Consider the following 25,858-nt stretch of genomic DNA (forward strand, 5'->3'; position numbering starts at 1 on the left):
CCGCCATCCTGGCACGCCCCTACGACACTTCTCCGGCGTCAACTGGCGGTGCCGGTGCCGCGGATCGGCTGGGTGGCGGGGGCGGTGCGCTGGAGGACGATGATGCGGCCGCCGTTGTAGACCTGGCGGAAGCCCATCTGGTCGAGCTGTTTCATGATCTGGGGGATCTCGGTGCGGCCGATCGGGCAGCTCGGGTTCCAGGTGTCGACGACGGCCCAGTCGCCCTTGTCGACGTTCGAGCCGATCAGGGTGACCTCGTTGGTGGGCAGCAGCGGGATCAGCAGGTTGTTGGTGGCCCGGACGGTGACGCCCTCGGGGATGCGCTCGAGGGCGTCGGTGGCCTCGCCGACCACGGTGGCGTTGTTGAAGGGAGCCGCCGTCCCCTCGTACCAGTCGACGATCTTGTGATCTCGAAGGTCCTGGACGGCGAAGAAGATGAACACCGGCGCGGCGATGGCGGCCATCACGGTCGCGGTGCGGAACTGGTACCAGGGCCGTTTCGGTTCCTCGACGGGCGCGCTGCGGGGCGCCATCGCGAGATCCGGGTCGGGGCCCAGGCCGCGGGCCCGGTCGACGAGGCTGCCGATCCGGCGGAAGCCGTCGGCCACCGCGGCGAACATGATCGGGATGAGCGGCATGTCGTAGTAGAGCTCGGAGGACCACTGGGTGTCGCGCGACGACAGCATCCGGCTCAGCATCACCGGCGCGATCATCAGGATCAGCGGGGAGGCGAGCGCCGCGAACCCGACCGGGATGAACAGTTGCTCCCAGGTGGTGAGCTTGGCGGGCTGGTCGGTCATCAGGTTCAGGATCTCGAGCGGGTGCGTGATCATGTACGGGATGCCGGCGAAGATCCCGTCCGCGTGCAGGCTCGCCTGGTAGTCCTTGGCGTAGGTGAAGCCGCCCGGGTTCAGGTTCGGGATGATGAACTTGAGGGTCACCAGGAACCACGAGGCGCCCCAGGCGATCAGGAACCCGCCGTGCTTCCACCGCCGGTTGAGCAGCGCGTAGAGGCCGAGCATGGCGCACAGCAGGCCGCCGTCCTCCTTGACCGTGACCAGCGCCGCGAACAGGATCGTCGCCTGGGTCCACTTCCCGGCGAGCATCCGCTCCAGGCCCCAGGCCAGGAACAACGCGCCGAACATCACCTCGTGCACCGGGAAGGCGACGGTGCCGAAGACGGCATGACTGCACAGGTACGCGATGAGCATCCCAGTGCCGACCGCGATGCCGTGGCGGCGGCGGAAGATGTGGTAGATCGGGATGCCGGACAGGCAGATCAGGACGATCTGGGCGTACACCAGGGTGATCGCCGAGTCGTGGATCCACACCAGCGGCGCGAGCAGGGCGAAGGCCGGTGAGAAGTGGTCGCCGAGCTGCACGTACCCCTTGATCGGCACCATCGGCCAGCCGTCGTTCGCCCAGCCCTGTACGGCCTGGTAGAAGATGCCGAGGTCGCACGCGCCGACGGTGAGGGCGTCGTACTGAGCCTGGGCCCACCGGGCGAACAGATAGATCGCCACCCCGACGATCCACCCGCAGGGGGACAGGAGCGTCCGGATCGCGGCATCCCGCACTCTGATCAGCACGGATGCACAACCTAGTAGATCTCCTCGGCGGGTGTTCGCCGAGCCGTTCCCCCCTGGGTGACAGACTCTGCGGTATGGGGTTGTTCACGGTGGCGGAAGCACGTACCGAACTGGCCCGGCTGCGCCCGGTCCTCGACGAGGTCATCACCCTGCGCGCCGACATGGTGGAACTCTCCGCCGCCCTGGTCCCCGGCGGGGAGCCGACCAGCCTGGGCGGGCTGCCGGAGCGCAAGGCCGCCGAGGCCCGCCTCAACGAACTGATGACCGAGATCCAGGAGACCGGCGCCGAACTCAAGGGCGTGGCCCCGCTGCTGGTCGACTTCCCGGCCGACCTGGACGGCGTCCCGGTTCTGCTGTGCTGGCTCGAAGGCGACGCCGACATCACCTGGTACCACCGCGCCGACCTCGGCTTCGCCGGCCGCCGCCCGCTCCCGGACGACGCCGCCTGAGACAGCGTGGCAGGGCGGGTGCCGGTTCAGCCGTTCTCGGGCAGCCCGGCGATCCGCTTCAGTCGCGCGCGAACGATCGCCGCCTTCTCCTCCTCGCCGAGCTTGGCCAGGACATCGGCGAACACCAGTCCGGCCCGGAACCACAATGCCTCGAACTCGTCCGGGTTCCGTGCCGCCAAGGGCTGGTAGATCCGCAGCGATTCGATCACGCAGCTCAATGCCTGGCGTAGATTCGCCTGCGCCGTCGCGCAGAGGCCCGCGTACGTCATCAACGATTTCGCGAGATCGGCGAGGTGGGCCTCGGGATTCCGCCGTGCCAGCCCGCGGATGATGCCGGTCGCCTCGTCCGTCACGGCGATCGCCCCGGCCCAGTCGCCCTGGTCGCCGAGCCGCTGGCCGAGGACGTGCAACGCGGTCGTGAGCAGCGGTGAGTGGGCACCGGGGTGGTCGGCGGCCAACCGCCGGGAGATCGCGGTGGCCTCTCGCGCCGTTGCCAGGGCCGATCGGCGCAGACCGATCCGGACCTGTGCGTTGCTGAGGTTGCACAACGAGTGCGCGAGGTCGGGGAGATGCGGCACGGGATTCGCGGTGACCAGGTCACGGTGGATCGCCGCGGCTTCCCGCGCCGCCGCCAGCGATTCCTCCACGTGATCCGCCTCCAGGTACTGGACGCTGAGATTGCTCAGCGACACGGCCAGAGCCTGGCGGTGGACGGCCGGATGGCTGTCGGCGAGACGCCGCCGAATGACGGTCGATTCCTCGAGCATCGTGATCGCTCGTTCGCGATCGCCCAGGCGCGAGAGGAACAGCCCCAGGTTGGCCAGCGATGCTGCCAGGCCGGGAAGGTGTGCGCCGGGGCGGACCTCGGCCAGGCGCCGCCGGATGGCCAGCGCCTCCTCGGCCGCCACCACCGCCTCGTCGGACCGGCCCTGAGCCGCGAGATGTGCCCCCAGATTGTTGAGCGAGAGCGCCAGCGGTTCGTGGTAGACGCCGGGGTTGTCGTCGGCGAGCCGTCGGTAGATCTCCGCCGCCTCACGTGACAGGGAAACGGCCCGCTCCCGGTCGCCGAGCGCGAAGAGCGTGCTGCCGAGGTTGGTGAGGCACAGGGCGAGGTGGGGCAGATGGGTCGCCGGGTGGATGGTGGCCAGCTCGCGGGCGAGTGCCGTGGCCGTCTCCGCCGGTGACACCGCCTCCGCCGCACGGCCCAGACGGGACAGGCGGTTGCCGAGATTGTTCATCGACATGGCGAGGTCGGAGAGGTAGGTGCCGGGGTCGTCGTCGGCGAGCCGGCGGTAGACCGAGACGGCTTCCTCCGTCGCGGCGAGAGCCTTCTCGGGGAGGCCCACCTCGGTCAGGCGATTACCGAGGACATCCAGTGCGGCGGCCAGGTCGGGCAGGCGGGTGCCGGCCTCGGCGGAGGCGAGACCACGGAAGATGGCGACGCCGTCCTCCGCCGCGGTGAGGGCCTCTGCCGGGCGGCCCAGCCGCGCCATCTGGTTGCTGAGATTGACCAGTGAGCCCCCGAGATCGGCCGCGTGTCGCGCCGGGTTCTCCTCGGCGAGGCGGCGATACCCGGCGGCGGCCTGCTCCGCGGCGGCCAGGGCCTCGTCGTGCCGCCCGGCGTTGTCCAGTCGCCACGAGTGTTCGGCGTGGAGGGCGGCACGTGCCGAGGGATCGTCGGTGTGGGCGAGGCGGTGGCGGGTCAGGTGGCTGCTGATCGAGGCGGCGGCGAGATCGAAGTCGATGTGCCGGTCGAGTGGCAGATGCGGCTCGAGGGCCTCGAGGACGGACACGTCGATCGTGGGGATCGACACGAGGCGGGCCAGGGTGGCGCCGCCGGTGGAAGTGATCAGCTCGGGATGACGGCGTACGAGGGGGTACAGCACTTCCTCGGCGAGGTGCGGCCACCGGTGAGCCGCTTCCGTCAATGTGCTGATCATGCTGTCGACCCGTCCGGTCGCATCCCCGCCTTCCAGGAGGGCGCCGGGGGCGGTCAGGGTCCAGTCGTCGGTGAGAAGGCCGAGGTCGTCGTCGAGATGGTGGCCGGGTGTGGACAGGGCCAGGAAGTCCTCGGCAAGACGGTCCGGTAGCAGTGGTTCCAGGACGGTGCGATGGTCGGCCGGGGGATAGCAGATCCGGTGGTCGTCGATGAGCTGGTCGGCGGCGGAGGGGTTGCCGGCCAGGGCGAGCTGGACGAGGGCCTGCCGGGCGTCGGGGCGGGGGAGCGGCCCGGTCAGGACGGCGACGTAGGTGGTGCGCTGCATGACGGTGGGCGCGGTGGTCGGCGGGCTTTCGCGTCGGGCGTGCAATTCCTGCCAGTGGGCCTGTTCGCGGCCGAGCAGGTAGGCCGAGACGGCGTGCGGGTGGGTGGGCGGCTCGCTGCCGTGGCGGTGAGCGTCGACGGCCGCCAAGGCGGCCATGTGCACGGCCAGGACCTGCGCGAATCCGGAACCGGTCAGATCGGGGGCGGGCCACGGGCCGGGGTACGAAGGATGCAGCGCCCTACCGAAGTGGGCCGCGGCCGTGGTGAACAGGGCGAGGCGGTCGTCGTCACTGTCGGCCGCCAGGGCCGGGAGCGCGGTCGAGGAGGTTTCGGCGCCGTCGGACTCGGCCTGTCTGGCGACCGCCTGCCACCAGTGGCCGGAGGAGCGGGAGAGCAGCAGCACCCGTACGGTGGTGCCGGCCCGGGCGTGGAGTTGCCCCAACTGGGTGAGCAGGGCCTGTAGCGCTGAGACGGGCCAGCGGTCGGCGTAGTCGACGACGGCCAGCAGGGCGCCGCCGGGCAGATCGACGCGGGAGCCGGGTACCGGTGTCGCGTGGTGGGTGACCGTCCACACCGTCCAGCCCGCCGCCGCGCACTGGTTCGCCACCTCGGCGGCCAGACGGGTCTTGCCCTGGCCGCCGGCCGCGTGGATCAGGCGGGCCGCCACCGGATCGGGGCCGGAGATCCACGTGTCGAGGTCGTCGAGGGTGCGGGTGCGGCCGGTGAACGGCACGACCTGGTAGCGGGCCAGCAGCAGCCGGCTCGGCTGGGCGCGGGCCCGGTCGGGGGTGAGTTCGGCGGCGCCGACGGTGGCGGGCGTGACCCGGTACGGCCGTGGGGACGGGCTGACCGTGACATCGCCGCCGACGTCCGCGATCTGGACGACGTCGCCGAAGACGACGCTGCCGGTCACCACCTGGCCGGACGATCGCGGTCGCCATCGACGGAGCATGCCGCTCATTGTGGACCCCACCGGTCCGAACGGAAGCCCGGCCCGGCAGCTCAGCCCGGCGGGCGCGGCACAGGCGGGAGTGGGCGGCGCCTCGCGGGGTGGCCACGGTTCTGGTCGCCGCTCGTACGAAATAGGAGGGAAGGTCTCGCTGCGCTCAGGGTGAGAGATAAGTGGGGGTTTTTGATTGACGCGGCACTTCGGTGCGATGAAGGGATGCCGGGGTTTTGCCGAGCTCCGGACCGCAAGGGGGCCGGCCGGCGGCCGTGTGTGGGATCGGCCGCCGGTGGGGGCGGCCTCAGGCGTGACAGGTCAGCGAGATCACGTCCTGGCGGCGCTGGCGGAGATACCAGTCGCCCGACTCGTCCGGGTCGAAAGTGTGCCGGAGCAGGCCCTTCTCGCCCATCGGGAGCTCGGCGAGCACCTCCCCGCGCGGTGAGACGATCATGCTCGGGCAATGCTGCGCCGGATCGGGGATGTTGGCGGAGAGGACGAAACGCTGGTTCTCGGCGGCCCGGCTGACCAGGTGCGAACGCCAGACGCCGTCCGGCTCGCGAGGGTTCGCGGCATTGGTCAGATAGACGAGGAATCGCGCGCCGGCGGCGGCCAGATACTGCCACTGCTCCGGGAAACGGATCTCCCGGCACAGCTGCGTCGCCGCGGTGACGCCGTGCACGCTCGTCGTCTCCAGACGGTCGCCCGGCGTCATCCGGCCACGCTCGTTCATCGCCAGGTTGATCTTGCGGTAGACGTGCGGCGGACCGTCGGGGGACAGGTGCAGGGCGGCGTTCGACCAGCCGCGCTCCTCCGGCAGCACGGATCCGCAGAAGACGTGCGCCCGCCTCTCCCGGGCCAGGGCGGCGGCCTGATCGACGGCGTCGCGGATCTCCGCGGGATCGAGCGTGTCCAACGGCGACAGGTCCTCGGCATAGCCGGAGAGCAGGCCCTCCGGGAACAGGACCACGTCACCGGGCCGGGTCTCGGCCAGGACCGCACGGTAGGTGGACAGATTGGTGGCGACGTCCCAGACGGTGGGGACCTGGGCGATCAGTACGGACAGCTGCACCCGGACATCTTGTCGTACCCCCGATCTAGGATCCGCTGATGACGACACGGGAAGCGGCACTGACCACCATGACCGAGCGGTTCCCGCTGGTCGCCGAGCGGGTCCAGCGGGTGTTCGGGCTACGCCTGCCCCGGTTCGTGGCCGTCTTCGCCGCGCTCTGGGCCAGCGACCAGGCCGCCGTCCTCGAAATGGGGCATTCGGCGTGGGGCGTCACCGACTACTTCCGTGACGGCGGGCTCGACCTGGTCGGCCGCGACGGGCTCGACGAGCGGCTGCACGCCCGTTTCCGGCGCGACCCCGCCGAATTCGTCACCGTCATGGGCGGTGGCTCGGACGGGCTGCACTACGGCCTCTGGTATGACGACCCCGCCGGCCTGCCGAACCTCATCGCCCACAACTACGCCCGCGACAGCGCCGAGACCTGGCCGTCCCGGCCACCGACCCTGCTCGGCGTGCTCCGCGAGGAGGTCGACCAGTTTCTCGCCGACTACGGCGCCGAACCGGAGGACGCCGAACGGGCCGCGCCCCTGATCGAGGCCCTCGACTGGTATGCCGACGCCGACGCCGAGGCGCTCCGGCGGGACCGGCTGCCCCGCCGGGAGCCCGGGCTGCGCCGGCGGACCGCGGTCTCCCTCTTCCCGTTCCTGCCACCCCGCAGCGGCAAGCCGCACCTGCCGTCGTCGGGGATGCGCCTGGAGGACTTCGGCAAGGATCCGGCCAAGGCGGCCGAGTGGATCGCCGAGGCCGAGAGCGAACTCGCCGCGGGCCGGCCGGCGTTCGCCCTCACCGTCGGCAGCGAGCTGCACTGGCTGGACCGTGACGAGTACCGGGAAGCCGGCCTGGCCCTGCTGACCGGGGCGTACCGGGCCCTCGGCCGGGACGCGCTCGCCGAGATCGCCGAGGTGCACGCCGCCCACCGCGATCTGCGGTCGGTGCAGGTGCTGACCGAGCCGTGAGCCCGCCCTACGCCGCCGCCCACCGGATGCCGTGGACGACATGATCCAGGAAGAGGCCGTCCGACCAGGCCTCCGTCCGGTGGCCGAGCTCGGTGTACCAGGACCGGCCCGCGCCCACCTCACGGAACCACGCCTGCGGGTGCGGTGACGGCATCCCGAACTCCGCAGGGGCGTAGGTGGACTCGTCGACGCCGAGCAGCAGCGTGGAGCCGGGGCGGACGTCGGAGAAGGCGTACCACTCGTCGGTGAAACGCCAGGCCGGCGGCAGATGCGCGGTCGACGGGTGACCGGTGGGCACGACGTCGACGGTCGCCTGCTGCACACCTTCGGGATGGCCGGCGAAACGGGCGCCGAGCAGATCCGGCCACCAGTCCCAGGACGGCTCGGTGGTGGCGGCGGCGTGCACCCCGGCGAAACCGCGGCCACCCTCGACGAACGAGCGCAGGGCGTCCCGGGCCCGTTCGCCGAGCACGTCGCCCGAGGTCGAGACGAAGACGACGGCGTCGAAACGGTCACCGGCGGCGACGTCGGCCGGATCCTCGGAGGCGGTCACCCGGAGGTCGTCGCGCCCGGTGAGCGCGGCGATCGCCGCCGGGATCGAGTCGTGCCGGAAATCGGCGGTGCGGGTGAAGACGAGGACGCGTGGCGGCATCGGTCCATCCTGATCCCTTCGAGTCGGCGGCGTACGGAACCGGGCGCCGCGCGTGTCGCGGTGATCACCGGTGAGAGCCGCGTCCCCCGTACCCGTCCCGGGGGTTGATGTGGATCTTCGGCCCCGGCCCCGCGCCCGCCGGACGCGAACCCGACAGCACGGCCGCGGCCTCGTCCAGACCGACCGTCGCGGCGACCAGCGGCCGCGGATCGATCGCGCCCGACGCGAAGGCCGCGACGGCGTCCGCGAGACCGGCCGACGCGCCGAGGATCCCGACCGCGGTGACGTCCTTCAGCACGGCGTCCCGGGTGTCGATCATGCTGGGTGTTCCGGACAGGCCGATGTAGACCACCCGGCGTCCCGGCTCGACGAGCGACACCGCGAGCCCCGGCATCGACGGCGCGTTGGTGGCGTCGACCACCGCGTCCCAGGACAGCGCGGGCAGGGACGCCGCATCCCAGGACCGCGAGAAGCCCAGCGACCGGGCGAACCCCAGCTCCTGCCCGAGCAGATGCACCTCCAGCCCACGCGCCCGGGCCAGCATCGCGGTGAGCAGGCCGATCGTGCCGGTTCCCAGGATCAGCAACCGCTCCCCGGCGGCGAGAGCGGCGGCGTCGACGCAGCGCTGGGCGTTGCCGGCCGGCTCGACCATCGCGCCGGCCATCGCGTCGACCGTGTCCGGGAGCGGGTGCAGGTAGGCCGCCGGGAACGCCATCCGCTCGGCCAGCGCCCCCGGCAGGCCGTCGCGAATGCCCAGCTCATGCCGTTCGGGGCAGACGTGATGCCGCCCCGCGAGGCATCGCCGGCAGCCACCACAGCCGATCATGGTGTCACCGGTGACCCGCCGCCCGATCCACGACTCGCCGACGCCCGCCCCGACCGAGCGCACCGTCCCCGACCACTCGTGCCCGGGCCGTAACGGGTACGACGACACCCCGCTGTGCAGGTAACTCATCTCGCCGGTGAACAACTCCACATCGGTGCCGCACACGCCGGCCCGCTCGACGTCGACGACCACCTGGCCGGGCGCGGCGACCGGCTCCGGCACCCGGCGCACCTCGGCCTTGCCCGGAGCAGTGAGAACCAGCGCCCGCATCATGATCGGGATCCTAGGACCCCCGCTCCGACCTGCAGGACGCCCAACCCCACGACCATGACCAACGTCGCGTCCCAGGCGCCGGTCCGCTCGGCGAGGACGCCGGCCGCCACCGGCCCGGCCGCCGCGAGGAGGTACCCCAGCGACTGCGCCATCCCGGACAGCCGGGTGGTCTCCGCCGCGGTCCGCCCGCCCAGGCTGATCAGCGTCAACGCCGTCACCAGCGCGGCACCCTGCCCGAGCCCGGCGATGCCCGCCCACACGACGGCGAGCCCCGGCGCGGCCAGCAGCCCCAGCAGCGCGACGATCACCGGAAGGCTCGCCACGACCGCGCCCAGCCGGCGGGTCCCGGGATCACGCAGCAGCAGCGGGATCGCCAGCCCTCCCAGGATCCCCATCCCCTGGAACAGGAACAGGTGCAACCCCGCGACCCGCTCCGGGAACCCGGCCGCGATCTCGATCGTCGGCAGCCAGGTCACCAGCACGTAGAAACACGTCGACTGCAGACCCATGAACGCGGTGATCATCCAGGCCCGCGGCTGCCGCCACACCGCCGCCGACCCGGCGGCCGCGACCACCTCCGGAACGGGCGCGGCCCGCGCCCGGGGCAGCCACGCCGCCGCCACGGCCAGCGCCAGGCCGCCCCACACGGCCAGCGACAACCGCCAGTCCACGGCGTCCGCGACCGGCACCGCCACCGCCGAGGCCGCCGACGCCCCGATCGTGATGAAAGCCGTATAGAACCCGGTGGCCCGCGACACGTTCGACGCGTAGTCACGTTTCACGATGGCCGGAACCAGCACGTTCCCGACCGCGATCGCACACCCGATCACCATCGTGCCCACCCACAGCCCGCCCGGCCCGGTGTAGGAGCGCACCAACGTACCCGCCGCCAGCACCAGCAGCGCCGCGAGCACCGCCTGCTCCATCCCGAGCCGCCCGGCCATCCGGTGCACCTGCGGCGACACGAACGCGAACGCCAGCAACGGCAGCGCCCCCAACAGTCCCTGCGCCGCCTCGCCGAGCCCGGCGTCCACGCTGATCTGCGGCAACAACGGCCCGACCACGGTGATCGCGGGCCGCAGGCAGAGCGCCACCAGGAAGATGGTCGCGGCGGTCGCCGCGGTCCCGCTCAACGCGGGCATGACACGTTTCATCCGGGTGAGCTTCGTACCCGATGATCCACTCGGTCAAGAACCCGGCGCCGGACCTCCGGACTGACGAGCGTTCCGGCTGGAGTACTAACCTCGAACCCGCTTCGACGATCTCCAGGGAGGTGCCATGCCGCGGGACACCTTCGCCGCGCCGCCCGATCCCGCCGAGGCCGGCACCGTCGACGACCTCGTCGAACGGTTACGGCTGCTGAAGGTCTGGGCCGGCGACCCCTCGTACGAGACGATCAAGGAGCGGGTCAACGCGGCCTGGACCACGCAGGGCCGGCCGGCCGGCGAGCTGGCGCGACGGTCGACGGTGGCGAACTGCTTCCAATCCGGCCGGCGGCGGCTGAACACCGACCTGGTCGTCGCCGTGGTCCAGGCCCTCCGCGACGACACCGGGTACGTGACGCAGTGGCGGCAGGCCCTGCGCGTGATCGGCCGGGAGGTCGAGGCGGTCTCCCAGGTTCGGGTCCAGGACAGCCTCCCGCAGGATCTGGTGGGATTCACCGGCCGGACCGATGAGCTGAAGCGGCTGAGCGACGCCGTCCGGCAAGCCACCGGGGCCGGCAGCGCGGTGGTGATCTCGGCGATCGAGGGCATGGCCGGGGTCGGCAAGACCCAGCTGGCCGTCCACGCCGGACAACAGCTCCTCCGGGAGGAACAGTTCGACCGGGTCCTGTTCGTCAATCTGCGCGGCTTCCACCCCGACCCCACCCAGCCGCCGGCCGACCCGGCGGCTGTCCTCGACGGATTCCTGCGGCTGCTCGGCATGCCCGGCCATCAGATACCCCACCGGCTGGCCGCCCGCGCCGCCGCCTACCGCAACCGTCTCGCCGGCGCCCGGGCCCTGATCGTGCTCGACAACGCCGCCACCGCCGACCAGGTCCGTCCGCTCCTGGCCGACGTGCCGGGCTGCGTCACCCTGGTCACCAGCCGGCGCAGCCTCGCCGACCTGCACCCCACCGCCCGGCTCACCGTCGACGTCTTCGACCCGGACGAGGCGACGGCCTTCCTGACCGCCGCCGTGTCCGAGCAGCCCGTCGGCCCGCATCCGGACGCGATCGCCCGGATCGCGCGCCGCTGCGGCTACCTACCCCTGGCGCTGGGCCTCATCGCCGGCCACATCCGCAACACCGCCGGCTGGACACTGACCGACCACGCCGATCGGCTCGACGAGCGCCACCGTGACCGGCGCCTCGAGGCCGGCGTCGAACTGGCTCTCGACCTGTCCTATCGGCACCTCCCCGCCGACCAGCAGCGTCTGCTGCGCCTGGTCGCCCTGCACCCCGGCCAGGACTTCGACGCGTACGCCGCGGCCGCCCTCACGGACACCGCCCTCGACACCGCCGAAGCCTGCCTGGGCGCGCTGTTCCGGGATCACCTCATCCAGCAGGCCACGGCCGGCCGGTACGTCCTCCACGACCTGGTCCGCGCCTACGCCACCGCGCGCGCCCACGACCACGACTCCCCACCCGCACGCCGCGCCGCCCTCACCCGCCTGTTCGACTACTACCTGGCCACCACCGCGGCCGCGATGGAGATCCTGCTGCCCGGCGAGGCGAACGTCCGGCCGCACGTCTCCCCGGCCGGCACCCCCGTCCCGCCCCTGACCGATCGCCCGGACGCGCTCGACTGGCTGGACACCGAACGGCCCACCCTGGTCGCCGTCGCCGACCACACCGCCACGCACGGGTGGCCCGACCACACCACCCGGCTGGCCCGCACCCTGTCCCGCTACCTGCAAGGCGGCCACCACAACGACGCCCTGACCGTGCACGGCCACGCCCACCGCGCCGCCCGCGACAGCGGCGACCTGAAGGGGCAGGCCCACGCCCTGAGCGGTCTTGCCATCGCCCACCTGCGGCTGGGCCGGCCCGACCCGGCCGACGACCACCTCCGGCAGGCTCTCGAGCTGTTCCGGCAGACCGCCGACACGGCCGGGCAGGCCCGGGCTCTCTTCAACATCGGCCTCATCGCGGAACGGGCCGGCCGATACCCGGACGCCATCGCCTACAAGCAGCAGGCCCTGGAGCTCGACCGGCGCAACGGCGACCGCATCGGAGAGGCCACCACGCTGGGCGGGCTCGGCGCTGTCATGGAACGGGCGGGCCGCCTCGACGAGGCCGCCGACTACTACCGCCAGTCGCTGACCGTGTCCCGGCAGACCGGCAACCCGCGCGGTGAGGCCCTGGCGCTGCACGGCCTCGGCGAACTCGCCGTCCGCATGGGCCGGTACGAGCCGGCCGGCGACCACCTCGAACAGGCCCTGCGGCTGTACCGGCAGATCGGTGACCGCACCTCCGAAGCCGGCGCGCTGGAGAGCCTCGGCTCACTGCACACCCGCCTCGACCGGCTCGATGAGGCCACCGAGTACTACCGGCAGGCCCTGACCGTCTTCCAGGAGACCGGCAACCAGGACAACGAGGCATGGGTGTGCAACGGGCTCGGCGAGGTGTCCCGCGCCGCCGGACGGACCGCCGACGCACTGACCCACCACACCGCCGCCCACGCCATCGCCAGCGTCACCGGCAACCGTCATCAGCAGGCCCGTGCCCACGCCGGGCTCGGCGACGTCCACCGCGCCCTCGCCGACCCCGGGCGGGCCCGCGACGAGTACCGGCAGGCCCTCACCCACTACGTCGACCTCGGACTGCCCGAGGCCGACCAGATCCGCCTTCACCTGGCCGAGCTCGACGCGGCCGACCAGAACTGACCGTGACACCGGCCGCGCACCGCGCGGCCGGCCGATGTCTCGACCGGCCCCACGGTGCGCCGCGTCACCCGCGCGTCCAAATTCGTCCAGACTCCGCCCACGCCACCGCGCCGAGGTGGACGCTCGACAGCGCCGGAACTTCCCAGCGATGGGCGGCGCTGGTCACGGGGGTCGAGGAGCGCAGAATCCTTGGCCGGCCAGCCACCGAGATCGGCCCCGCGCCGCGCCGCCGGGGCCGATCTCTCCTCTTCTGTCCCCGATGGAGACGCCCGGCGGCTCGCCACGGGACCGAGGGCAATGGGCGGACGGCTGCCGGCGGCCGCCGATCGGTTGTGGATCTTCCCCGAAGACGGGATCGGCCTGACCGGTGAGAGCGGGGAAGTGGCCGAACGACTCACCCGTACTGATTTGTTGATTCGTTTAAATCTTGACGCGGCGATGACTACGGACGGCGGTCCGGCATCTCGCGAGTTCTGTTTCCGTCGTGTAGGGATGATGATGTCTTACTCCGGCCCGCCCGCGAACGAGCAGCCGTTCGACCCCAACCGTCCCGTCCCGCAGCCGCCGCCCGGCTGGGCACCGCCGCCGGCCGGGTACCCGCCGCCCGGAGTGCCCGGTCAGCCCGTTCCGCCCGGTAAGCCCGTTCCGCCCGGTTACGCGGGTTTCCCGCCGCCGGTCGCGCCGCCGAAGAAGAACACCGGAAAGGTCGTGCTCGCGGTCGTGGCCGGGTTGGCCGGACTCTGTTGCATCGGTGCGGTGGCCGCCGCAGGCGACGACGCCGCGAAGGACAACGCCGCCGCGACGACGACCGCGGTGACGACGACCACGGCCACGAAGCAACCGGCCACCGAGCCCGCGGCCGACGTCACCACCAAGCCCGCGGCCGACGTCACCAGCAAGCCCGTTGCGGAGGCGACCACCCAGCCCACCAAGAAGCTGACCGTCGCCCAGGAGAACGCCGTCGAGAAGGCAGCCGACTACCTGGACTACGCCGCCTTCTCCCGGACCGGGCTGATCAAGCAGCTCAAGTTCGAGGGCTTCTCCACCAAGGACGCCACCTTCGGCGTGGACGCGCAGAAGGCCGACTGGAACGAACAGGCCGCCAAGAAGGCCGAGGAATACCTGGACTTCGGCTCGTTCTCCCGGTCCGGGCTGATCAAGCAGCTCAAGTACGAGGGATTCACCACCGCGCAGGCCACCTACGGCGTCAAGAAGGTCGGACTGTAGCCCGCACGAACGAACACCCGACGGCGCGCCGTCACGCCACCGGGAAGCCGGAAGCGCCGCCCGGCGGACCGGGCGGCGCTTCTCGTGTCAGGGGAGGATCAGGTCAGCCGATCTTGACGTTGAAGATGGGGTCGGCGGCGAGCTTCTGGAACGAGGCCAGGCTGGCCTTGGTGCTGTCGATGCTGATGTCGCGGTCGCCCTGGTCGTCCTTGCGGGTGTCGAAGTGCACGATCGCCTTGATCTGCGGGCGCTTCTTCAGCTCCGGGACGACGTTGTCGTACAGGGCGGACTTGTCGGTGTTCTTGCCGACCCGGTGGTAGGCGCCCCACTCGGCGACCATGAACGGCTTGTCGGCGTGCTTGCTGGCGGCCCAGTCGTAGAAGCCCTGACCGCCGTTCTTCGGCTTACGGTCGAGCAGGCTGGCGAAGTCGCCGTGGTGGTAGTAGCCCTTCTCCACCGACGAGTAGGAGTCCAGGCCGATCCAGTCGACGACGTCGTCGCCCGGGTAGAGGTCCTTCCACCAGGACTGGGCCATCCACTTCTCGTTGCCCATGTAGGCCATCACGTTCACGACGTTGTCGACGCCCTGCGCTTCGAGGCGCTGGATGGTGTGCCGGTACATGGCGGCGAAGTCCTTGGCCTCCCAGCCGGACCCCTTCTTCGCGATCACGTCGTTCTCCGGCTCGTGGTTGAGCGCGAGGAAGAACGGCTTGCCGTACGCCTTGGCCCGCTCGGCGAACGCGTCGATCCGGGCGTCCTGCTCGCCCTCGGCGACCTTCGCCCAGGTCGAACCCTCGGCGACCTTCCAGTTCTCCAGCAGCACCCGCGGGTTCGCCGGGTCCTGGGTCATCGCGATCTCGGACTTGGTCGGGAAGACCTCGTCACCCTTGTGGTACTGGTGGAAGATCGTCGCGGTCCGGCCCGAAGCCTTCTCCCAGGTCTTGAGAGCCTGGTCACGCGGGGTGCTGGTGAAACCACCCGCGGCGCCGCCCCACAGCACGCCGCAGGTCGGGACGAGGTTGTCACCGGTGGTGCAGGTACGCGGCGCGGCAGTGGCGGACGTCGGCGCCACGACAGCGGTGGCTCCGGCGATCACGGCGGTCAGAGCTGTCACGAGCATCGGCAGCTTGGCACGTCGCAAAATGAATCTCCCCCGGTGGTCGGCCGCGTATCGGCCGGCATGTGAAAGAGATTCCAGGACCGCCAGAGCAGGCCCGGGACTCAACCGGGTGCCGCCCGGTTGCCCTACTTGAGGAAACCCACGGTTGCGTTCCGGTTGCCGAACCGGCGTGCCCGGAGGGCTGCGGCCGGGCAGCCCGCCGGGCGTCAGTGGGTCAGTGCCTCGGTGGGTGCGAGGCGGGCCGCCGCCGCTGCGGGGTAGAGGCCCGCCACCGCGCCGACCGCGACGGTGGCGGCGAGGCCGCCGAGGAGCGCCCAGCCGGGTATCACCGCGGGCCACGTCCGGTACCAGGCGTAGCCGGCGGTGGCGAGGGAGCCGAACAGCACGCCCGCGCCGCCGCCGAGAGTGGCCAGCAGCAGTGATTCGCACAGGAACTGCAGGCGGACCTGTCCGCGGGTGGCGCCCAGGGCCCGGCGCAGGCCGATCTCGGCGCGGCGTTCGAGTACGGAGATCACCATCGTGTTGGCGACGCCGACCCCGCCGACGATCAGGGCGACCGCGCCCAGCCCCAGCAGCATCCCGTTGAGCGTGTCGTCGGTCACCCGGGCCGCCGACAACGCGTCCGACGGCCGGGAGACCTTCACCTCGTTGGGGGCCTGCGGGTTGACCGTCGCGGCGAGTACGGCGCGGACCTGCTCGACCGACGCGTCCGTGGTGCGGGTGTAGATGGTGGTCGGTGATCCGTCGAAGTCGAGCAGGCGCTGGGCCGCCGACCAGCCGACGAGCGCCGCCGAGTCCAGCTCGGGCGCGAGCGGGATCGGCGCCAGGATGCCCACCACGCCGAACCAGCGGCCGCCCAACCAGACCCGGGGGCCGGGTGCGTCGATGCCGAGGCGAAGCGCCGCGCCGGCGCCGAGCACGACGGTCGGCCCGTCGGCCCCCTCGGTGAGCCGGCGTCCCGCGGTCAGCCGGGCGCCGACGTGTTCGAGCAGGTCCGGCCGTGCGGCCAGCACGGAGATGCTGCCGTTCTGCCCCGCGGGGATGTGCTCGTTGCGGTAGACCTTCGCCGCGAGCCGGCCGGTGGCGGTGACGCTCTGCACGGGGCCGATACGCCGTACCATCGCGGTCGATTCGGGTGGCAGCTTCGCCGGCGCTCCGGCGAGGGTGTTGCCGGGCGCCACCGTCAGCAGGTTGGTGCCGAGGGCGCGCAGGGTGCGGTCCAGTTCGGCGCGGCTGGACGCGGAGATCCCGACGACGGCCAGCATCGCGGCGATGCCGATCGCGATGCCCAGCGCCGACAGGACGATCCGCAGTGGCCGGGTACGCAGGCCGGCGGCCCCGACCCGGACCACGTCGTCCGGGGCGAGCCGGGCGGGTACCGGCCTCGTCGGCGCGCTCACGACTCACCCAGCCGGCCGTCGCGCATCGTCAGGCGGCGGGGGAGTCCCGCGGCGATCTTCTGATCGTGCGTGATCACCACGACGGTGGCGCCGTCCGCGTGCAGGCCGTGCAGCAGCGCCATCACCGCCGCGCTGGCGTTCGAGTCGAGGTTGCCGGTCGGCTCGTCGGCGAGCAGCACCGCCGGGTCGCCGACGACCGCCCGGGCGATCGCCACCCGTTGCCGTTCCCCGCCGGACATCTCGTGCGGCCGGTGGCCCGCCCGATGGGCGAGGCCCACCCGTTGCAGGGCCAGGGCCGCGCGGCGGCGCCGCTCGCTCCGCCGTACGCCGCGGTAGAGCAGCCCGTCGGCGACGTTGTCGAGCGCGGACACCCCCGGCGCGAGGTGGAACTGCTGGAAGACGAAGCCGATGGTGCGGGCCCGCAGGGCGGACAGCGACCGGTCGGGCAGGTCCGCCACGTCGTGGCCGTCGATGCGCACGGTGCCGGCGGACGGGCGGTCCAGCGCGCCGAGCAGGTGCAGCATCGTCGACTTCCCGGAGCCCGAGGGCCCGACGACGCCGACCAGTTCGCCGGCGGCCACGGTGGCCGAGACACCGGCGAGCGCGGTGACACCGCCCGGGTAGGTCTTCTCCACGTCGATCATCTGGATCATGCGGGCATCCCGACGGTCATGCCTTCGGCCAGGCCGGAGCCGCTGACCTCGGCGCGTCCCTCGGCGAACATGCCGACCCGCACGGCCAGGTACCGGGAGGTGCCGTTCTCGACGACCTGGAGGCCGTATCCGCCGTCCGCCAGCGCGAGCAGGGCGGGCACCGGCACGGTGAGCACGTCGTCGCGCTGCCGGCCGGTGTAGGTGACCTCCACCGGGGATTCGCGCGGGCCGCCGGTGTCCGGGCGGCCGGTCAGCGAGATGGTGACCGGCACCGTCGGGTCCTCCCCCTCCGCCCCGGTCGCCTTCGCGCCGACGTGTGTGACCTTGCCGGGCGCCCGCCTGCCGCCGGGCAGCGCCACGGACACCTTCGCGCCGGGTGCGGCCCAGGCGGCGTCGGCGGCCGGGGCCTTGACGGTGACCACCGGAGCGGTGCCGGTGTAGGTGAGCACCGCACCGGTCCCGGGATCACCGATCCGTACCTTGAGCTCGGCGATCCGGATGCTGCCGGGCGCCACGACCGCCCAGGACGTGGTGACGGTTCCGGTTCGTGGCAGGCCGAGCCGCTTCTGCCAGCCCCGTACGGCCTGGGCGGTCGACGCCGTGTACTCGTCGTCGACGGTGAAGCCGTCGTAGCCGAACGCGCGCAGGTTGCGCTCGAACTGCCGCACGTCGGGGCCCTCGGTGCCGGGCGCCAGCGGGCGGTACAGCGGCAGGACGCCGCCGAGCAGCACCACCGGCCGGTTGTCGACGCGTACCAGGGTTCCGCCGGGCCGGATCGTGGCGGCCTCCTTCGGCAGCCACGTCACGGTGCCGGTGGCGCCCGACCTCATCGGCACCGGGTCGCCGTACCCGAGACTGCCGTTGATCTTGATCTGTTCGGCGAGGGTCTGGCGCCGCACCGTGGTGGTGGCCTTCGGGCCGTCGGCGGTGGGCTCCGGTTCCTTGTCGCGACCGAGGAGCACCGCGGCCGTGCCCGCGGCGCCGAGCGTCACCAGCGTGACCAGCAGCGCCACCGTTGTTCGGCGGGTCATCCGTCCACCCTGATGCCCGGCATGGCGGCACCTCCGCCGAGCTGCGGGCACTTCGGCGCCGCCGCGTCCAGCTTCTCGAGTGCGCCGGCCTTGTCCTTGCCGATGCTGAACTCGCCGGTCTCCGGATCCGGGTCCGGGAACTCCGGCACTCCGTTCTCTCGCAGGCATGCGGCGTATGCGCGGCGCTTCGCGACATCCTCGGCCGGCATCTTCCCGGGCTCCCCGCCGTTGGGCAGGAACTCGCGGCACTTGGTCGACGCGGCCGTCAGCTTCGCCTCGTTCGCCTTGGTCACCTCGAGCCCGCGCATCATGCCGTCCGGGCCGGGGTCCTCCATGTCGACGCCGTTCTCCCGCATGCACTGCGCGAATCTGCGACCCTGCGCCGCGGCGTCCGGCGCCTGTGGCGCGACCGAACCGGCGCCGGCCGTCGGTTTCCCGCCGGCCGACGCCACCGACGGTTCCCGCTTCTGCTCCGCGCAACCGCCGAGCACGGCCGCGAGCAGCACCGGTACGACGAACAGCCGGGTTCTGTGGACGAATGTCATCGTGGTTCCTCCCTCGAGTCGGGAACCACCACACCAGTTCGCCCGTTAAATGATCATTAGTGCCGGCGCTAACAGCGTTCTAACGGGTTCGCGCGGCAGGATGGCCCGATGCGTGTACTGGTGGCAGAGGACGAGGTCGTGCTGGCGGACTCGATAGCCGAGGGTCTGCGACTGCAGGCTCTCGCCGTGGACACCGCCTACGACGGTGAGGCCGCACTGCGGCGCCTCGCGGTCAACAGCTACGACGTCCTCGTCGTCGACCGGGACCTGCCGGTGGTGCACGGCGACGACGTGTGCCGGGCCGTGGTGAACGCCGGCTGGGACGTGCGCATGCTGATGCTGACCGCCTCCGGGGGCCTCACCGACCGGGTCGAGGGCCTTTCGCTGGGCGCCGACGACTACCTGTCCAAGCCGTTCGCGTTCGCGGAGCTGGTCGCCCGGGTCCGGGCGCTGGGCCGGCGCGCCCGCCCGGCCGCCCCGCCGGTGCTGGAACGCGCCGGCATCCGGCTCGACACGTCGCGCCGTCAGGTGTACCGCGACGGCCATCACGTCGCGCTGTCGCGCAAGGAGTTCGCCGTGCTCGAGGAGTTGCTGCGCGCCGACGGCGCGGTGGTGAGCACCGAGCAGCTGCTGGAACGTGCCTGGGACGAGCACACCGACCCGTTCACCGGCGTGGTCCGGGTCACCATGCTGACCCTACGGCGCAAGCTCGGGCCGCCGCAGGCGGTGACCACCGTGACCGGAGTGGGATACCAGATCCCGTGACGACGCACCGGCTGACCATCCGGGCCCGCCTGACCGCCCTGTACGGCGGACTGTTCCTGCTGGTCGGCACCGTGCTGCTCGGCATCACCTACCTGCTGCTCGCGTCTGCCCTGAGCAACCCGAACTTCGGTCGTACCGCGGTCGTCGCGGCGATTCCCGGGATCGAGATCACCGCCGTCGACACCGGCGTGGCGCAGCCGTCCGGCGACGCCGCCACCGAACCGCAGCCGACCAGCCCCGATGCGACCTGGACACCCGAACAGCAGCGGCAGGCCGAGAAGACCATGCGGCTCGCGGAGAAGCTGCAGGGGCAGTTCCGCCAGCAGACCCTGACCTCCCTGCTGCGCCAGGGCGCCCTCGCCCTGGCCGGGGTCGGCGTCATCGGCGTCTGGCTCGGCTGGCTCGCGGCCGGCCGTACCCTGCGACCACTGCAGGAGATCACCGCGACCGCCCGCCGGGTGGCCGAGAGCAACCTGCACGAACGTATCGGCCTCAGCGGCCCGCAGGACGAACTGCGGCAACTCGCCGACACCTTCGACGACATGCTCGCCCGCCTCGACGCCGCGTTCGGCGCCCAGCGCCGGTTCGTGGCGAACGCCTCCCACGAACTGCGTACCCCGCTGACCATCAACCGGACCCTGATCGAGGTCGCGCTCAGCCACCCCGACCCGCCCGCCGAGCTGCGCCGGCTGGGTACGGCCCTGCTGGCGATGAACGCCCGGCACGAGAAGCTGATCGAAGGGCTGCTGGTGCTCGCCGGCTCCGAGCAGCGGCTCACCACCCGCGACCGCGTCGACCTCGCCGAGGTGACCGGCCGCCTGGTGGACGCCGCCCGGCCCGGTGCCGTCGCCGCCGGCGTGGACCTGCGGTTCTCCGCGGCACCGGTCCCGGCGATCGGCGATCCGGTGCTGCTCGAACGCGCCGTGCAGAACCTGCTGCAGAACGCGATCGCCTACAACGTGCCGGACGGGGACGTGACGGTGACCTGCGCCGGATCCGTGGTCACCGTCGCCAACACCGGTCCGGTCGTCGCCGCCGACGAGATACCCGGCCTCTTCGAACCCTTCCACCGCCTGTCCGGGCGTACCGGCTCCGTCGACGGCAGCGGGCTCGGCCTGTCGATCGTCAGGTCCGTCGTCGCCGCGCACGGGGGCGAGATCACCGCCGAGCCGGGCCTGGCCGGTGGACTCCGGATCTCCCTGCGGTTCCCCGTGCCGCCGCGGGCCCGGTGAGACCGTCCCGGCCTTCGCCCGCACCGCGTAGCGGATCCCGACGAGTAGGTCATTTCCGTCTTATATCCCGATAGGGTTCAGGTCGAGTGCCTCGCACGACACCACGTGGGTCACCGCGACGAGCGGATGGGTTCGATGGCAAAGGTCCTGGTGGTCGATGACGAACCGGATCTGCGGTTCCTGCATCGCCGGATCCTGAGCCGGGCCGGTCACGAGGTGACCGAGGCCAACGACGGCGCCGCCGCCCTGGAGGCCGTGCGGGCGTCACCTCCCGACCTGGTGGTCACCGACGTGATGATGCCGATCATGAACGGCGTCGAGCTCATCCGGCGCTTGCGGGCCGATCCGAGAACCGCGGCGATCCCCGTCGTGGCCGTCAGCGGGGACTGGCGGCTGGTGACCGAAGCCGACCGTGTGCTGGCCAAGCCGTGCAGCAGCCGGGACTTGCGCGCGGCGGTGGACGACCTGCTGCGGAAGGGAGTGAGGGACAGTGACACGATTGTCGACCGGGCAAGCCGATCTTGATCTGGTGCTGGGCGGGGGCTTCGAGCGCGGTTCGATGGTCGTCATCACCGGTCCCCCCGGATCCGGCAAGACCATCCTGGCGCAGCAGATCTGTTTCGCCGCCGCCAGCGCCGAACACAAAGCCGTCTACTACACCACCCTGTCCGAATCCCACGCCAAGCTCATCGAGCATCTACGCGAATTCGACTTCTTCGTCCCCGGGCACCTCGGCTCGCACGTCGAGTACGTCCACCTCGGCGACCTGCTGTGCGACAACACCTCGAACGACCTCGCCCCGATGGTCGACGAGGTGATCCGCAAAGCCTTCGACGACCAACCGGCCGTCGTGGTCATCGACAGCACCAAGATGCTGCGCGACTTCGTCAGCGACCACGACCTGCGCCGTTCCCTCTACGACCTGACCAGCAAAGTCGCGCACAGCGGGGCGGTGCTCTTCCTGGTCGGCGAGTACACGGCCGAGGAGGCGGAGGTCCGCGCCGAGTTCGCCCTGGCCGACGGGATCCTGGAACTGTCCTACCGGCCCCGCGAGCCGATCGACCGCCGTGGTCTGCGCGTCGTCAAGATGCGTGGCACCGCCCACGTGCAAGGCACCCACACCGTGCACATCACCCGCGACGGGGTCCAGGTGTACCCGAGGATCGAATCCCTCCTGACCGACGAACACCAACCCGACCCGGGCCGGGTACCCACCGGCATCCACGGCCTCGACGCCCTCATGGGCGGCGGTATCCCGCACAGCGACGCCACCCTCGTCCTCGGCCCGTCCGGCGTCGGCAAGACCCTGGGGTGCCTGCACTTCATCGCCGAAGGACTCGCGCGCGGCGAACGCTGCCTCTACATCACCTTCCAGGACACCGCCGAAGAACTGATCAGCATGGCCGGCCGACTCGGATGGGACTTCACCACCGCCCACGCCGACAGCAAACTCGTGATCTCGCACGTGCCGGTCGGCAACCTCGACCTCGACGGGCTGGCCTCGGTCGCCCGGCACAACCTCACCGAAGGCGCCACCACCCGCATCGTCATCGACAGCCTCGCCGAGATGGCCAACACCGCCCGCGAGGCCGAGCGCTTCCCCGCCTACCTGCGCAGCCTGCTCGGACTGGTCCGCAGCGCCGGAGCCACACTCTGGGTGACCAGCGAGACCCGCACCATCGGCCCCATGGAGGAACCCCTGGCCGGGCTCATGTTCCTGTTCCACAACGTCATCCAGATCCGCTACATCGAGCACTGCTCCGCGATCGGCCGGACCATCAACATCCTCAAGATGCGCAACAGCGGTCACGACTACACCATCCACGACTACCACGTGACCGCCGACGGTGTGGCCGTCGGCGACCAGATCGAGCAGATCACCGGAATGCTCGGCTGGAGCGCTCTACGCGACTGCACAGCGCCCGTCCCGCACGACCAGGACGTGCACTGACCCCGACGCCGGAGCGCCCTCGGCGCCCTACGGGTGGCCATCGGCCTGGTCAGCGGCGTGCGGTGGCGCCGCGAGCCGGGCGGCCACCGCGGCACGGCGCCCCACCCCGAGTTTGGCGTACACCCGGCCGACGTGCACCCCGACCGTGCCCACGCTGAGGAACAGTCGCTCGGCGATCTGCCGGTTGGTCAACCCTTCGGCGACCAACCCGGCCACCTCCGACTCCCGCGGGGTCAGCGCGCGGCGATCGCCGGGCCGCGGGCGGCGCGCGTTCATCCGCCGTTCGTCGCGGAGGGTGGCGTCGTGCAGCAGCGGCGCCTGTGCCGTGACGAAGCGGGAACGGGCGTCGGCGAAGCAGGCCCGTGCCTGCGCCGGGCGGCGCAGCACCGCCAGGGCATTCGCGGCGAGGTGATGGGCACGTCCGGCGGCGATGAGGTCGCCCGCCCGGTCCAGGAGTGTGCCCGCGGCCCGGGCCGCCTCGAGGGCGCCGGCCGGGTCGTCGCCGAGCAGGGCGTACCCGCGTGCCATGGCCGCGTGCGCCCGGCTCCGGCGCAGACTGCTACCGGCGGCCAGCCGGCCCGCGTGTTCGGCGGCGTTCCGGGCGGCATCGGTGTCTCCAGCCGCCGCGAACGCCGCCGCCCGAACCTCCCACCAGCGGATCCGCGACCCCGGATCGATGGTCGGCTTGTGTGGCCGGTCACCGGCCGACTCGAGGAGCCGGATCGCCGCCGCCGGGTCGCCGTCGAACAGGTGCGCGAGAGCGAAGATCGCCATCGAGCTCCAGGACAGGGGGTGCTGCTGCGCCCGGGCGTCGGCGAGTGCCCGCTCGCCCAGGTGCAGCGCGGCCGGTAGGTCACCACGCCACAGCGCGAGCCAGCTCTGGTGTTTGACCGCGGTTCCGCGCTGGGCCGCGCTGCCGGTGAGCAGCGCGGCGTCGTACTCGTTGTCGAAACACTCGGTTGCCCGGTCGCGGTCGCCGATCAACGCGTACGCGGTGCCCAGCTGCCCGTACAGGTCGGTGAGCACGTGTGCCGGCCGGTGCCGGTCGGCTACCGCGAGGACTCGGTTCAGGTGCCGGATGGCGTCCGGGATCCGCTCATGGGCGATCTCGGCGGCACCCACCCAGCTGAGCGGTTGCAGCACCTCCACCAGGTCGTCGTCGGGTAGACCGTCCAGGATCCGGGCCGCCTCGTCGAGCCGCGCCGCGCCGACGGTGGACGCGCCGGTGAGGTGACCCGCCATCGCGGCGAGCGCCAAGGCGCCGGCCAGCCGGGCCGGCCGGGCGTCTCGTCGGGCGTCGCGCAGCACCTGCCCGGTCCACCGGTCGGCCGCGGCGGGGTCGGAGCGCAGCACCGCGCAGGTGGCCAGGCCGGTCCGCAGCGTCGCCCCGGCGGCGCCCCGCGCCTCGGGACAGGTGGCGAGCTCCGCGGCCAGGAGCGCCTCCGCCTCCATCGCGTTGCCGAGCAACCGTTCCACGGTGGCGGCGAGTACGGCCACCCGGGCGCGCTTGTCCGCGGGGTGCCGCGGCAGGAGCGACAGCAAGGTGTGGACGCTGTCCCGGCCGCCGGACAGGTCCCCGGCCAGGGATTGCGCCTCGGCGTGCCGCACCAGCAGCTCCCACCGGACGGCGTCGGTGGTGGCGCCGGCAGGCAGCAGGCGCAGCGCGGTGGCCAGCCACCGGGCCGCCGTCGCCGGCCCCGCGGGCAGCACCGTCGCGGCGGCGTCGCTCAGCGTGGTGACGGCCGCGGCGTCGCCGGCCCCGGCGCAGCGTTCCAGGTGGTACGCCCGGACCGTACCCGCCGCGCCACGCTCGGCGAGGGCCGCCGCGGCGCGGGCGTGCGCGGCTGTCCGCCAGCCGGCCGGCGCCGACGCGTAGGTGACGGTGTGCACCACCGGATGCCGGAACGGGAACGTCGCGATCCCGGGGACGGGCCGCAGCACGTCCCGGGCCGCGAGCCGGTCGAGCGCGGCGACGACATCCGGCGCCGGGCACTCGGCGACGGTGGACAGCAGATCGATGTCGGCCGCCGCGCCGGCCACCGCGACGGCGGCCGCGACGAGCCGCTCGGTCGGTGTCAACGTCGCCAGTTCGGCGGTGAGCGCCGACCAGACCGGGTCCGGCAGGCCGGCCTGATCCGGTGGGCGGTGGCCCCTGACCGGCTCGGGCGGCGCCACCTCGGCAACGGCTGACAGCGCTTTGAGATAGAGCGGATTTCCGGCGCTGGCCACATGCAGGTGCCGCCGGCGCCGCGGGGACAGCCGGTCAGGCAGCAGCGCCGCGGTCTCGTCCTCGGTCAGTGGCGGCAGATCCACGCGTACGCTCGTCCCGGTCACGGCGGCGTCGGCGAAAGCGCCGCGTAACCGGCTCGCCAACTGCCGTGGCCGGTACACCGCCACCAGCAGCACCGGTCCGGGCGGCGGATGCCTGAGCAGGTGCCCGAGCAACTCGGTCGTTCCCTCGTCGGCCCAGTGCACGTCGTCCAGCGCCACCACCAACGGCCCGTTCCCTGTCCCGGCGGCCAGCACGGCGAGCAGGTTCCGGGCGGCCCGGTGCACCCGGTAGCGCTGCGCCGCCGGAACCGGCTCCGGCGCATCCGCCGGTCCCGGCAACCGCGGCCAGACGGCGCGCAGCACCGGAAGGTCGGCCCGCGCCGCCGCCAGCTGCGCGGCCCGCAGCCGGCTCACCACGTCCCCGAGAGCGTCGACCAGCAGGCCGTACGGGACGTGCCCGTCCGACTCGACGGCCTGCCCGGCACACACCTGAGCGCCGGCGCCGCGGGCATGTGCCAGAAACCGGGCCAGCACGCTCGACTTGCCGATGCCCGGGTCACCGGTGACCTCGGCGACGGTCCACGCGCCGGCGGACGCCTGGTCGTACGCGGCACGCAGACGCCGCAACTCGGCGCCGCGCCCCACGAACGCCGTACCGGAGGGGTGACCGCTACTGCCTCGGGAGGGCCGGGGGTATGGCATTCGCCAGATGCTAAGCGGTCGGCACATCGACAGACTCCATTGGCGGCACGCGCTGTGGCGCGCGGCACGCC

At 72.3% G+C, this 25,858-nt stretch carries 20 protein-coding genes; 8 read left to right on the plus strand and 12 right to left on the minus strand.

The features are described from left to right. Positions 1-38 precede the first annotated feature (38 nt). A complete protein-coding gene (locus J5X75_RS17535) occupies positions 39-1,589 on the minus strand; it encodes a DUF2079 domain-containing protein (RefSeq protein ID WP_208468472.1) in 1,551 nt (516 codons plus the stop codon). 74 nt (positions 1,590-1,663) lie between these two features. On the opposite strand from J5X75_RS17535, the gene J5X75_RS17540 reads away from it, so the two are divergent. Beyond that, positions 1,664-2,038, plus strand: coding sequence for a DUF2203 domain-containing protein (locus tag J5X75_RS17540; protein WP_208468473.1), 375 nt, complete (start codon positions 1,664-1,666; stop codon positions 2,036-2,038). A gap of 26 nt (positions 2,039-2,064) precedes the next feature. Here the strand turns inward: J5X75_RS17540 and J5X75_RS17545 are convergent, their stop codons facing one another. Both J5X75_RS17545 and J5X75_RS17550 read right to left on the minus strand, forming a co-directional pair. Beyond that, the gene (locus J5X75_RS17545; protein WP_208468474.1) at positions 2,065-5,253 is read right to left on the minus strand and encodes a tetratricopeptide repeat protein; all 3,189 of its coding nucleotides are present in this window, start codon (positions 5,251-5,253) and stop codon (positions 2,065-2,067) included. Positions 5,254-5,548: 295 nt separating this feature from the next. Next, complete coding sequence (locus J5X75_RS17550; RefSeq protein WP_307798127.1) at positions 5,549-6,316, minus strand: carbon-nitrogen hydrolase family protein; 768 nt, start codon at positions 6,314-6,316, stop codon at positions 5,549-5,551. Between the two features lie 38 nt (positions 6,317-6,354). Between J5X75_RS17550 and J5X75_RS17555 the strand changes: the two genes are divergently transcribed. After that, positions 6,355-7,272 (plus strand): ADP-ribosylation family protein, encoded by a 918-nt coding sequence (locus tag J5X75_RS17555; RefSeq protein WP_208468475.1) that lies wholly within the window; start codon positions 6,355-6,357, stop codon positions 7,270-7,272. A 7-nt stretch (positions 7,273-7,279) separates the two neighbouring features. Here the strand turns inward: J5X75_RS17555 and J5X75_RS17560 are convergent, their stop codons facing one another. The 3 genes from J5X75_RS17560 to J5X75_RS17570 form a co-directional block, all read right to left on the minus strand. Next, a complete protein-coding gene (locus tag J5X75_RS17560) occupies positions 7,280-7,924 on the minus strand; it encodes a ThuA domain-containing protein (RefSeq protein ID WP_208468476.1) in 645 nt (214 codons plus the stop codon). Positions 7,925-7,988: 64 nt separating this feature from the next. Further along, positions 7,989-9,023 (minus strand): zinc-dependent alcohol dehydrogenase, encoded by a 1,035-nt coding sequence (locus J5X75_RS17565; RefSeq protein WP_238488285.1) that lies wholly within the window; start codon positions 9,021-9,023, stop codon positions 7,989-7,991. Beyond that, positions 9,020-10,177: an MFS transporter gene (locus tag J5X75_RS17570; RefSeq protein ID WP_238488287.1), complete on the minus strand. Its 1,158-nt coding sequence runs from the start codon at positions 10,175-10,177 to the stop codon at positions 9,020-9,022. The genes J5X75_RS17565 and J5X75_RS17570 overlap by 4 nt, the downstream gene beginning before the upstream one ends. A 124-nt stretch (positions 10,178-10,301) precedes the next feature. Between J5X75_RS17570 and J5X75_RS17575 the strand changes: the two genes are divergently transcribed. Both J5X75_RS17575 and J5X75_RS17580 read left to right on the plus strand, forming a co-directional pair. Beyond that, entirely contained in the window at positions 10,302-12,890 is a 2,589-nt protein-coding gene (locus J5X75_RS17575) for a tetratricopeptide repeat protein (RefSeq protein WP_208468477.1), read from the plus strand. Between the two features lie 498 nt (positions 12,891-13,388). Further along, positions 13,389-14,117, plus strand: a complete 729-nt coding sequence (locus J5X75_RS17580; RefSeq protein ID WP_208468478.1) for an Ltp family lipoprotein — start codon at positions 13,389-13,391, stop codon at positions 14,115-14,117. 103 nt (positions 14,118-14,220) lie between these two features. On the opposite strand, the gene J5X75_RS17585 is transcribed toward J5X75_RS17580, so the two are convergent. From J5X75_RS17585 to J5X75_RS17605, 5 genes are all read right to left on the minus strand, one after another. After that, positions 14,221-15,237, minus strand: a complete 1,017-nt coding sequence (locus J5X75_RS17585; RefSeq protein WP_208468479.1) for a glycoside hydrolase family 26 protein — start codon at positions 15,235-15,237, stop codon at positions 14,221-14,223. Positions 15,238-15,443: 206 nt separating this feature from the next. Next, the gene (locus J5X75_RS17590) at positions 15,444-16,637 is read right to left on the minus strand and encodes an ABC transporter permease (RefSeq protein WP_208468480.1); all 1,194 of its coding nucleotides are present in this window, start codon (positions 16,635-16,637) and stop codon (positions 15,444-15,446) included. Beyond that, on the minus strand, positions 16,634-17,290 hold the full coding sequence (locus J5X75_RS17595; RefSeq protein ID WP_208468481.1) for an ABC transporter ATP-binding protein: 657 nt from the start codon (positions 17,288-17,290) through the stop codon (positions 16,634-16,636). Before J5X75_RS17595 ends, J5X75_RS17590 begins: the two co-directional genes overlap by 4 nt. Then, positions 17,287-18,321: a peptidoglycan-binding protein gene (locus J5X75_RS17600; RefSeq protein WP_208468482.1), complete on the minus strand. Its 1,035-nt coding sequence runs from the start codon at positions 18,319-18,321 to the stop codon at positions 17,287-17,289. The genes J5X75_RS17595 and J5X75_RS17600 overlap by 4 nt, the downstream gene beginning before the upstream one ends. After that, entirely contained in the window at positions 18,318-18,866 is a 549-nt protein-coding gene (locus J5X75_RS17605; RefSeq protein ID WP_208468483.1) for a hypothetical protein, read from the minus strand. Before J5X75_RS17605 ends, J5X75_RS17600 begins: the two co-directional genes overlap by 4 nt. 108 nt (positions 18,867-18,974) lie before the next feature. Here J5X75_RS17605 and J5X75_RS17610 point away from each other — a divergent pair, with 108 nt between their 5' ends. The 4 genes from J5X75_RS17610 (at position 18,975) to J5X75_RS17625 (ending at position 22,814) form a co-directional block, all read left to right on the plus strand. Continuing rightward, complete coding sequence (locus tag J5X75_RS17610; RefSeq protein ID WP_208468484.1) at positions 18,975-19,631, plus strand: response regulator transcription factor; 657 nt, start codon at positions 18,975-18,977, stop codon at positions 19,629-19,631. Continuing rightward, positions 19,628-20,863 (plus strand): sensor histidine kinase, encoded by a 1,236-nt coding sequence (locus J5X75_RS17615; RefSeq protein ID WP_307798129.1) that lies wholly within the window; start codon positions 19,628-19,630, stop codon positions 20,861-20,863. Before J5X75_RS17610 ends, J5X75_RS17615 begins: the two co-directional genes overlap by 4 nt. Positions 20,864-20,998: 135 nt before the next feature. After that, positions 20,999-21,388, plus strand: a complete 390-nt coding sequence (locus tag J5X75_RS17620; protein WP_208468485.1) for a response regulator — start codon at positions 20,999-21,001, stop codon at positions 21,386-21,388. Then, complete coding sequence (locus tag J5X75_RS17625; RefSeq protein WP_208468486.1) at positions 21,354-22,814, plus strand: RAD55 family ATPase; 1,461 nt, start codon at positions 21,354-21,356, stop codon at positions 22,812-22,814. Before J5X75_RS17620 ends, J5X75_RS17625 begins: the two co-directional genes overlap by 35 nt. A 27-nt stretch (positions 22,815-22,841) precedes the next feature. Here J5X75_RS17625 and J5X75_RS17630 read toward each other — a convergent pair whose 3' ends face one another. Further along, positions 22,842-25,787 (minus strand): ATP-binding protein, encoded by a 2,946-nt coding sequence (locus J5X75_RS17630; protein WP_208468487.1) that lies wholly within the window; start codon positions 25,785-25,787, stop codon positions 22,842-22,844. Positions 25,788-25,858 lie beyond the last annotated feature (71 nt).

This window comes from Actinoplanes flavus (assembly GCF_017592555.1).
In the GTDB taxonomy this organism is placed as follows: domain Bacteria; phylum Actinomycetota; class Actinomycetes; order Mycobacteriales; family Micromonosporaceae; genus Actinoplanes; species Actinoplanes flavus.

What these genes read in the sequence shown, in the direction of transcription:
- J5X75_RS17540 (WP_208468473.1), top strand. Translation starts at nt 1,664, where the DNA reads ATGGGGTTGTTCACGGTGGCGGAAGCACGTACCGAACTGGCCCGGCTG.
- J5X75_RS17545 (WP_208468474.1), bottom strand. Translation starts at nt 5,253, where the DNA reads ATGCTCCGTCGATGGCGACCGCGATCGTCCGGCCAGGTGGTGACCGGC.
- J5X75_RS17555 (WP_208468475.1), top strand. Translation starts at nt 6,355, where the DNA reads ATGACGACACGGGAAGCGGCACTGACCACCATGACCGAGCGGTTCCCG.
- J5X75_RS17560 (WP_208468476.1), bottom strand. Translation starts at nt 7,924, where the DNA reads ATGCCGCCACGCGTCCTCGTCTTCACCCGCACCGCCGATTTCCGGCAC.
- J5X75_RS17565 (WP_238488285.1), bottom strand. Translation starts at nt 9,023, where the DNA reads ATGATGCGGGCGCTGGTTCTCACTGCTCCGGGCAAGGCCGAGGTGCGC.
- J5X75_RS17570 (WP_238488287.1), bottom strand. Translation starts at nt 10,177, where the DNA reads ATGAAACGTGTCATGCCCGCGTTGAGCGGGACCGCGGCGACCGCCGCG.
- J5X75_RS17575 (WP_208468477.1), top strand. Translation starts at nt 10,302, where the DNA reads ATGCCGCGGGACACCTTCGCCGCGCCGCCCGATCCCGCCGAGGCCGGC.
- J5X75_RS17580 (WP_208468478.1), top strand. Translation starts at nt 13,389, where the DNA reads ATGTCTTACTCCGGCCCGCCCGCGAACGAGCAGCCGTTCGACCCCAAC.
- J5X75_RS17585 (WP_208468479.1), bottom strand. Translation starts at nt 15,237, where the DNA reads ATGCTCGTGACAGCTCTGACCGCCGTGATCGCCGGAGCCACCGCTGTC.
- J5X75_RS17595 (WP_208468481.1), bottom strand. Translation starts at nt 17,290, where the DNA reads ATGATCCAGATGATCGACGTGGAGAAGACCTACCCGGGCGGTGTCACC.
- J5X75_RS17600 (WP_208468482.1), bottom strand. Translation starts at nt 18,321, where the DNA reads ATGACCCGCCGAACAACGGTGGCGCTGCTGGTCACGCTGGTGACGCTC.
- J5X75_RS17605 (WP_208468483.1), bottom strand. Translation starts at nt 18,866, where the DNA reads ATGACATTCGTCCACAGAACCCGGCTGTTCGTCGTACCGGTGCTGCTC.
- J5X75_RS17610 (WP_208468484.1), top strand. Translation starts at nt 18,975, where the DNA reads ATGCGTGTACTGGTGGCAGAGGACGAGGTCGTGCTGGCGGACTCGATA.
- J5X75_RS17620 (WP_208468485.1), top strand. Translation starts at nt 20,999, where the DNA reads ATGGCAAAGGTCCTGGTGGTCGATGACGAACCGGATCTGCGGTTCCTG.
- J5X75_RS17630 (WP_208468487.1), bottom strand. Translation starts at nt 25,787, where the DNA reads ATGCCATACCCCCGGCCCTCCCGAGGCAGTAGCGGTCACCCCTCCGGT.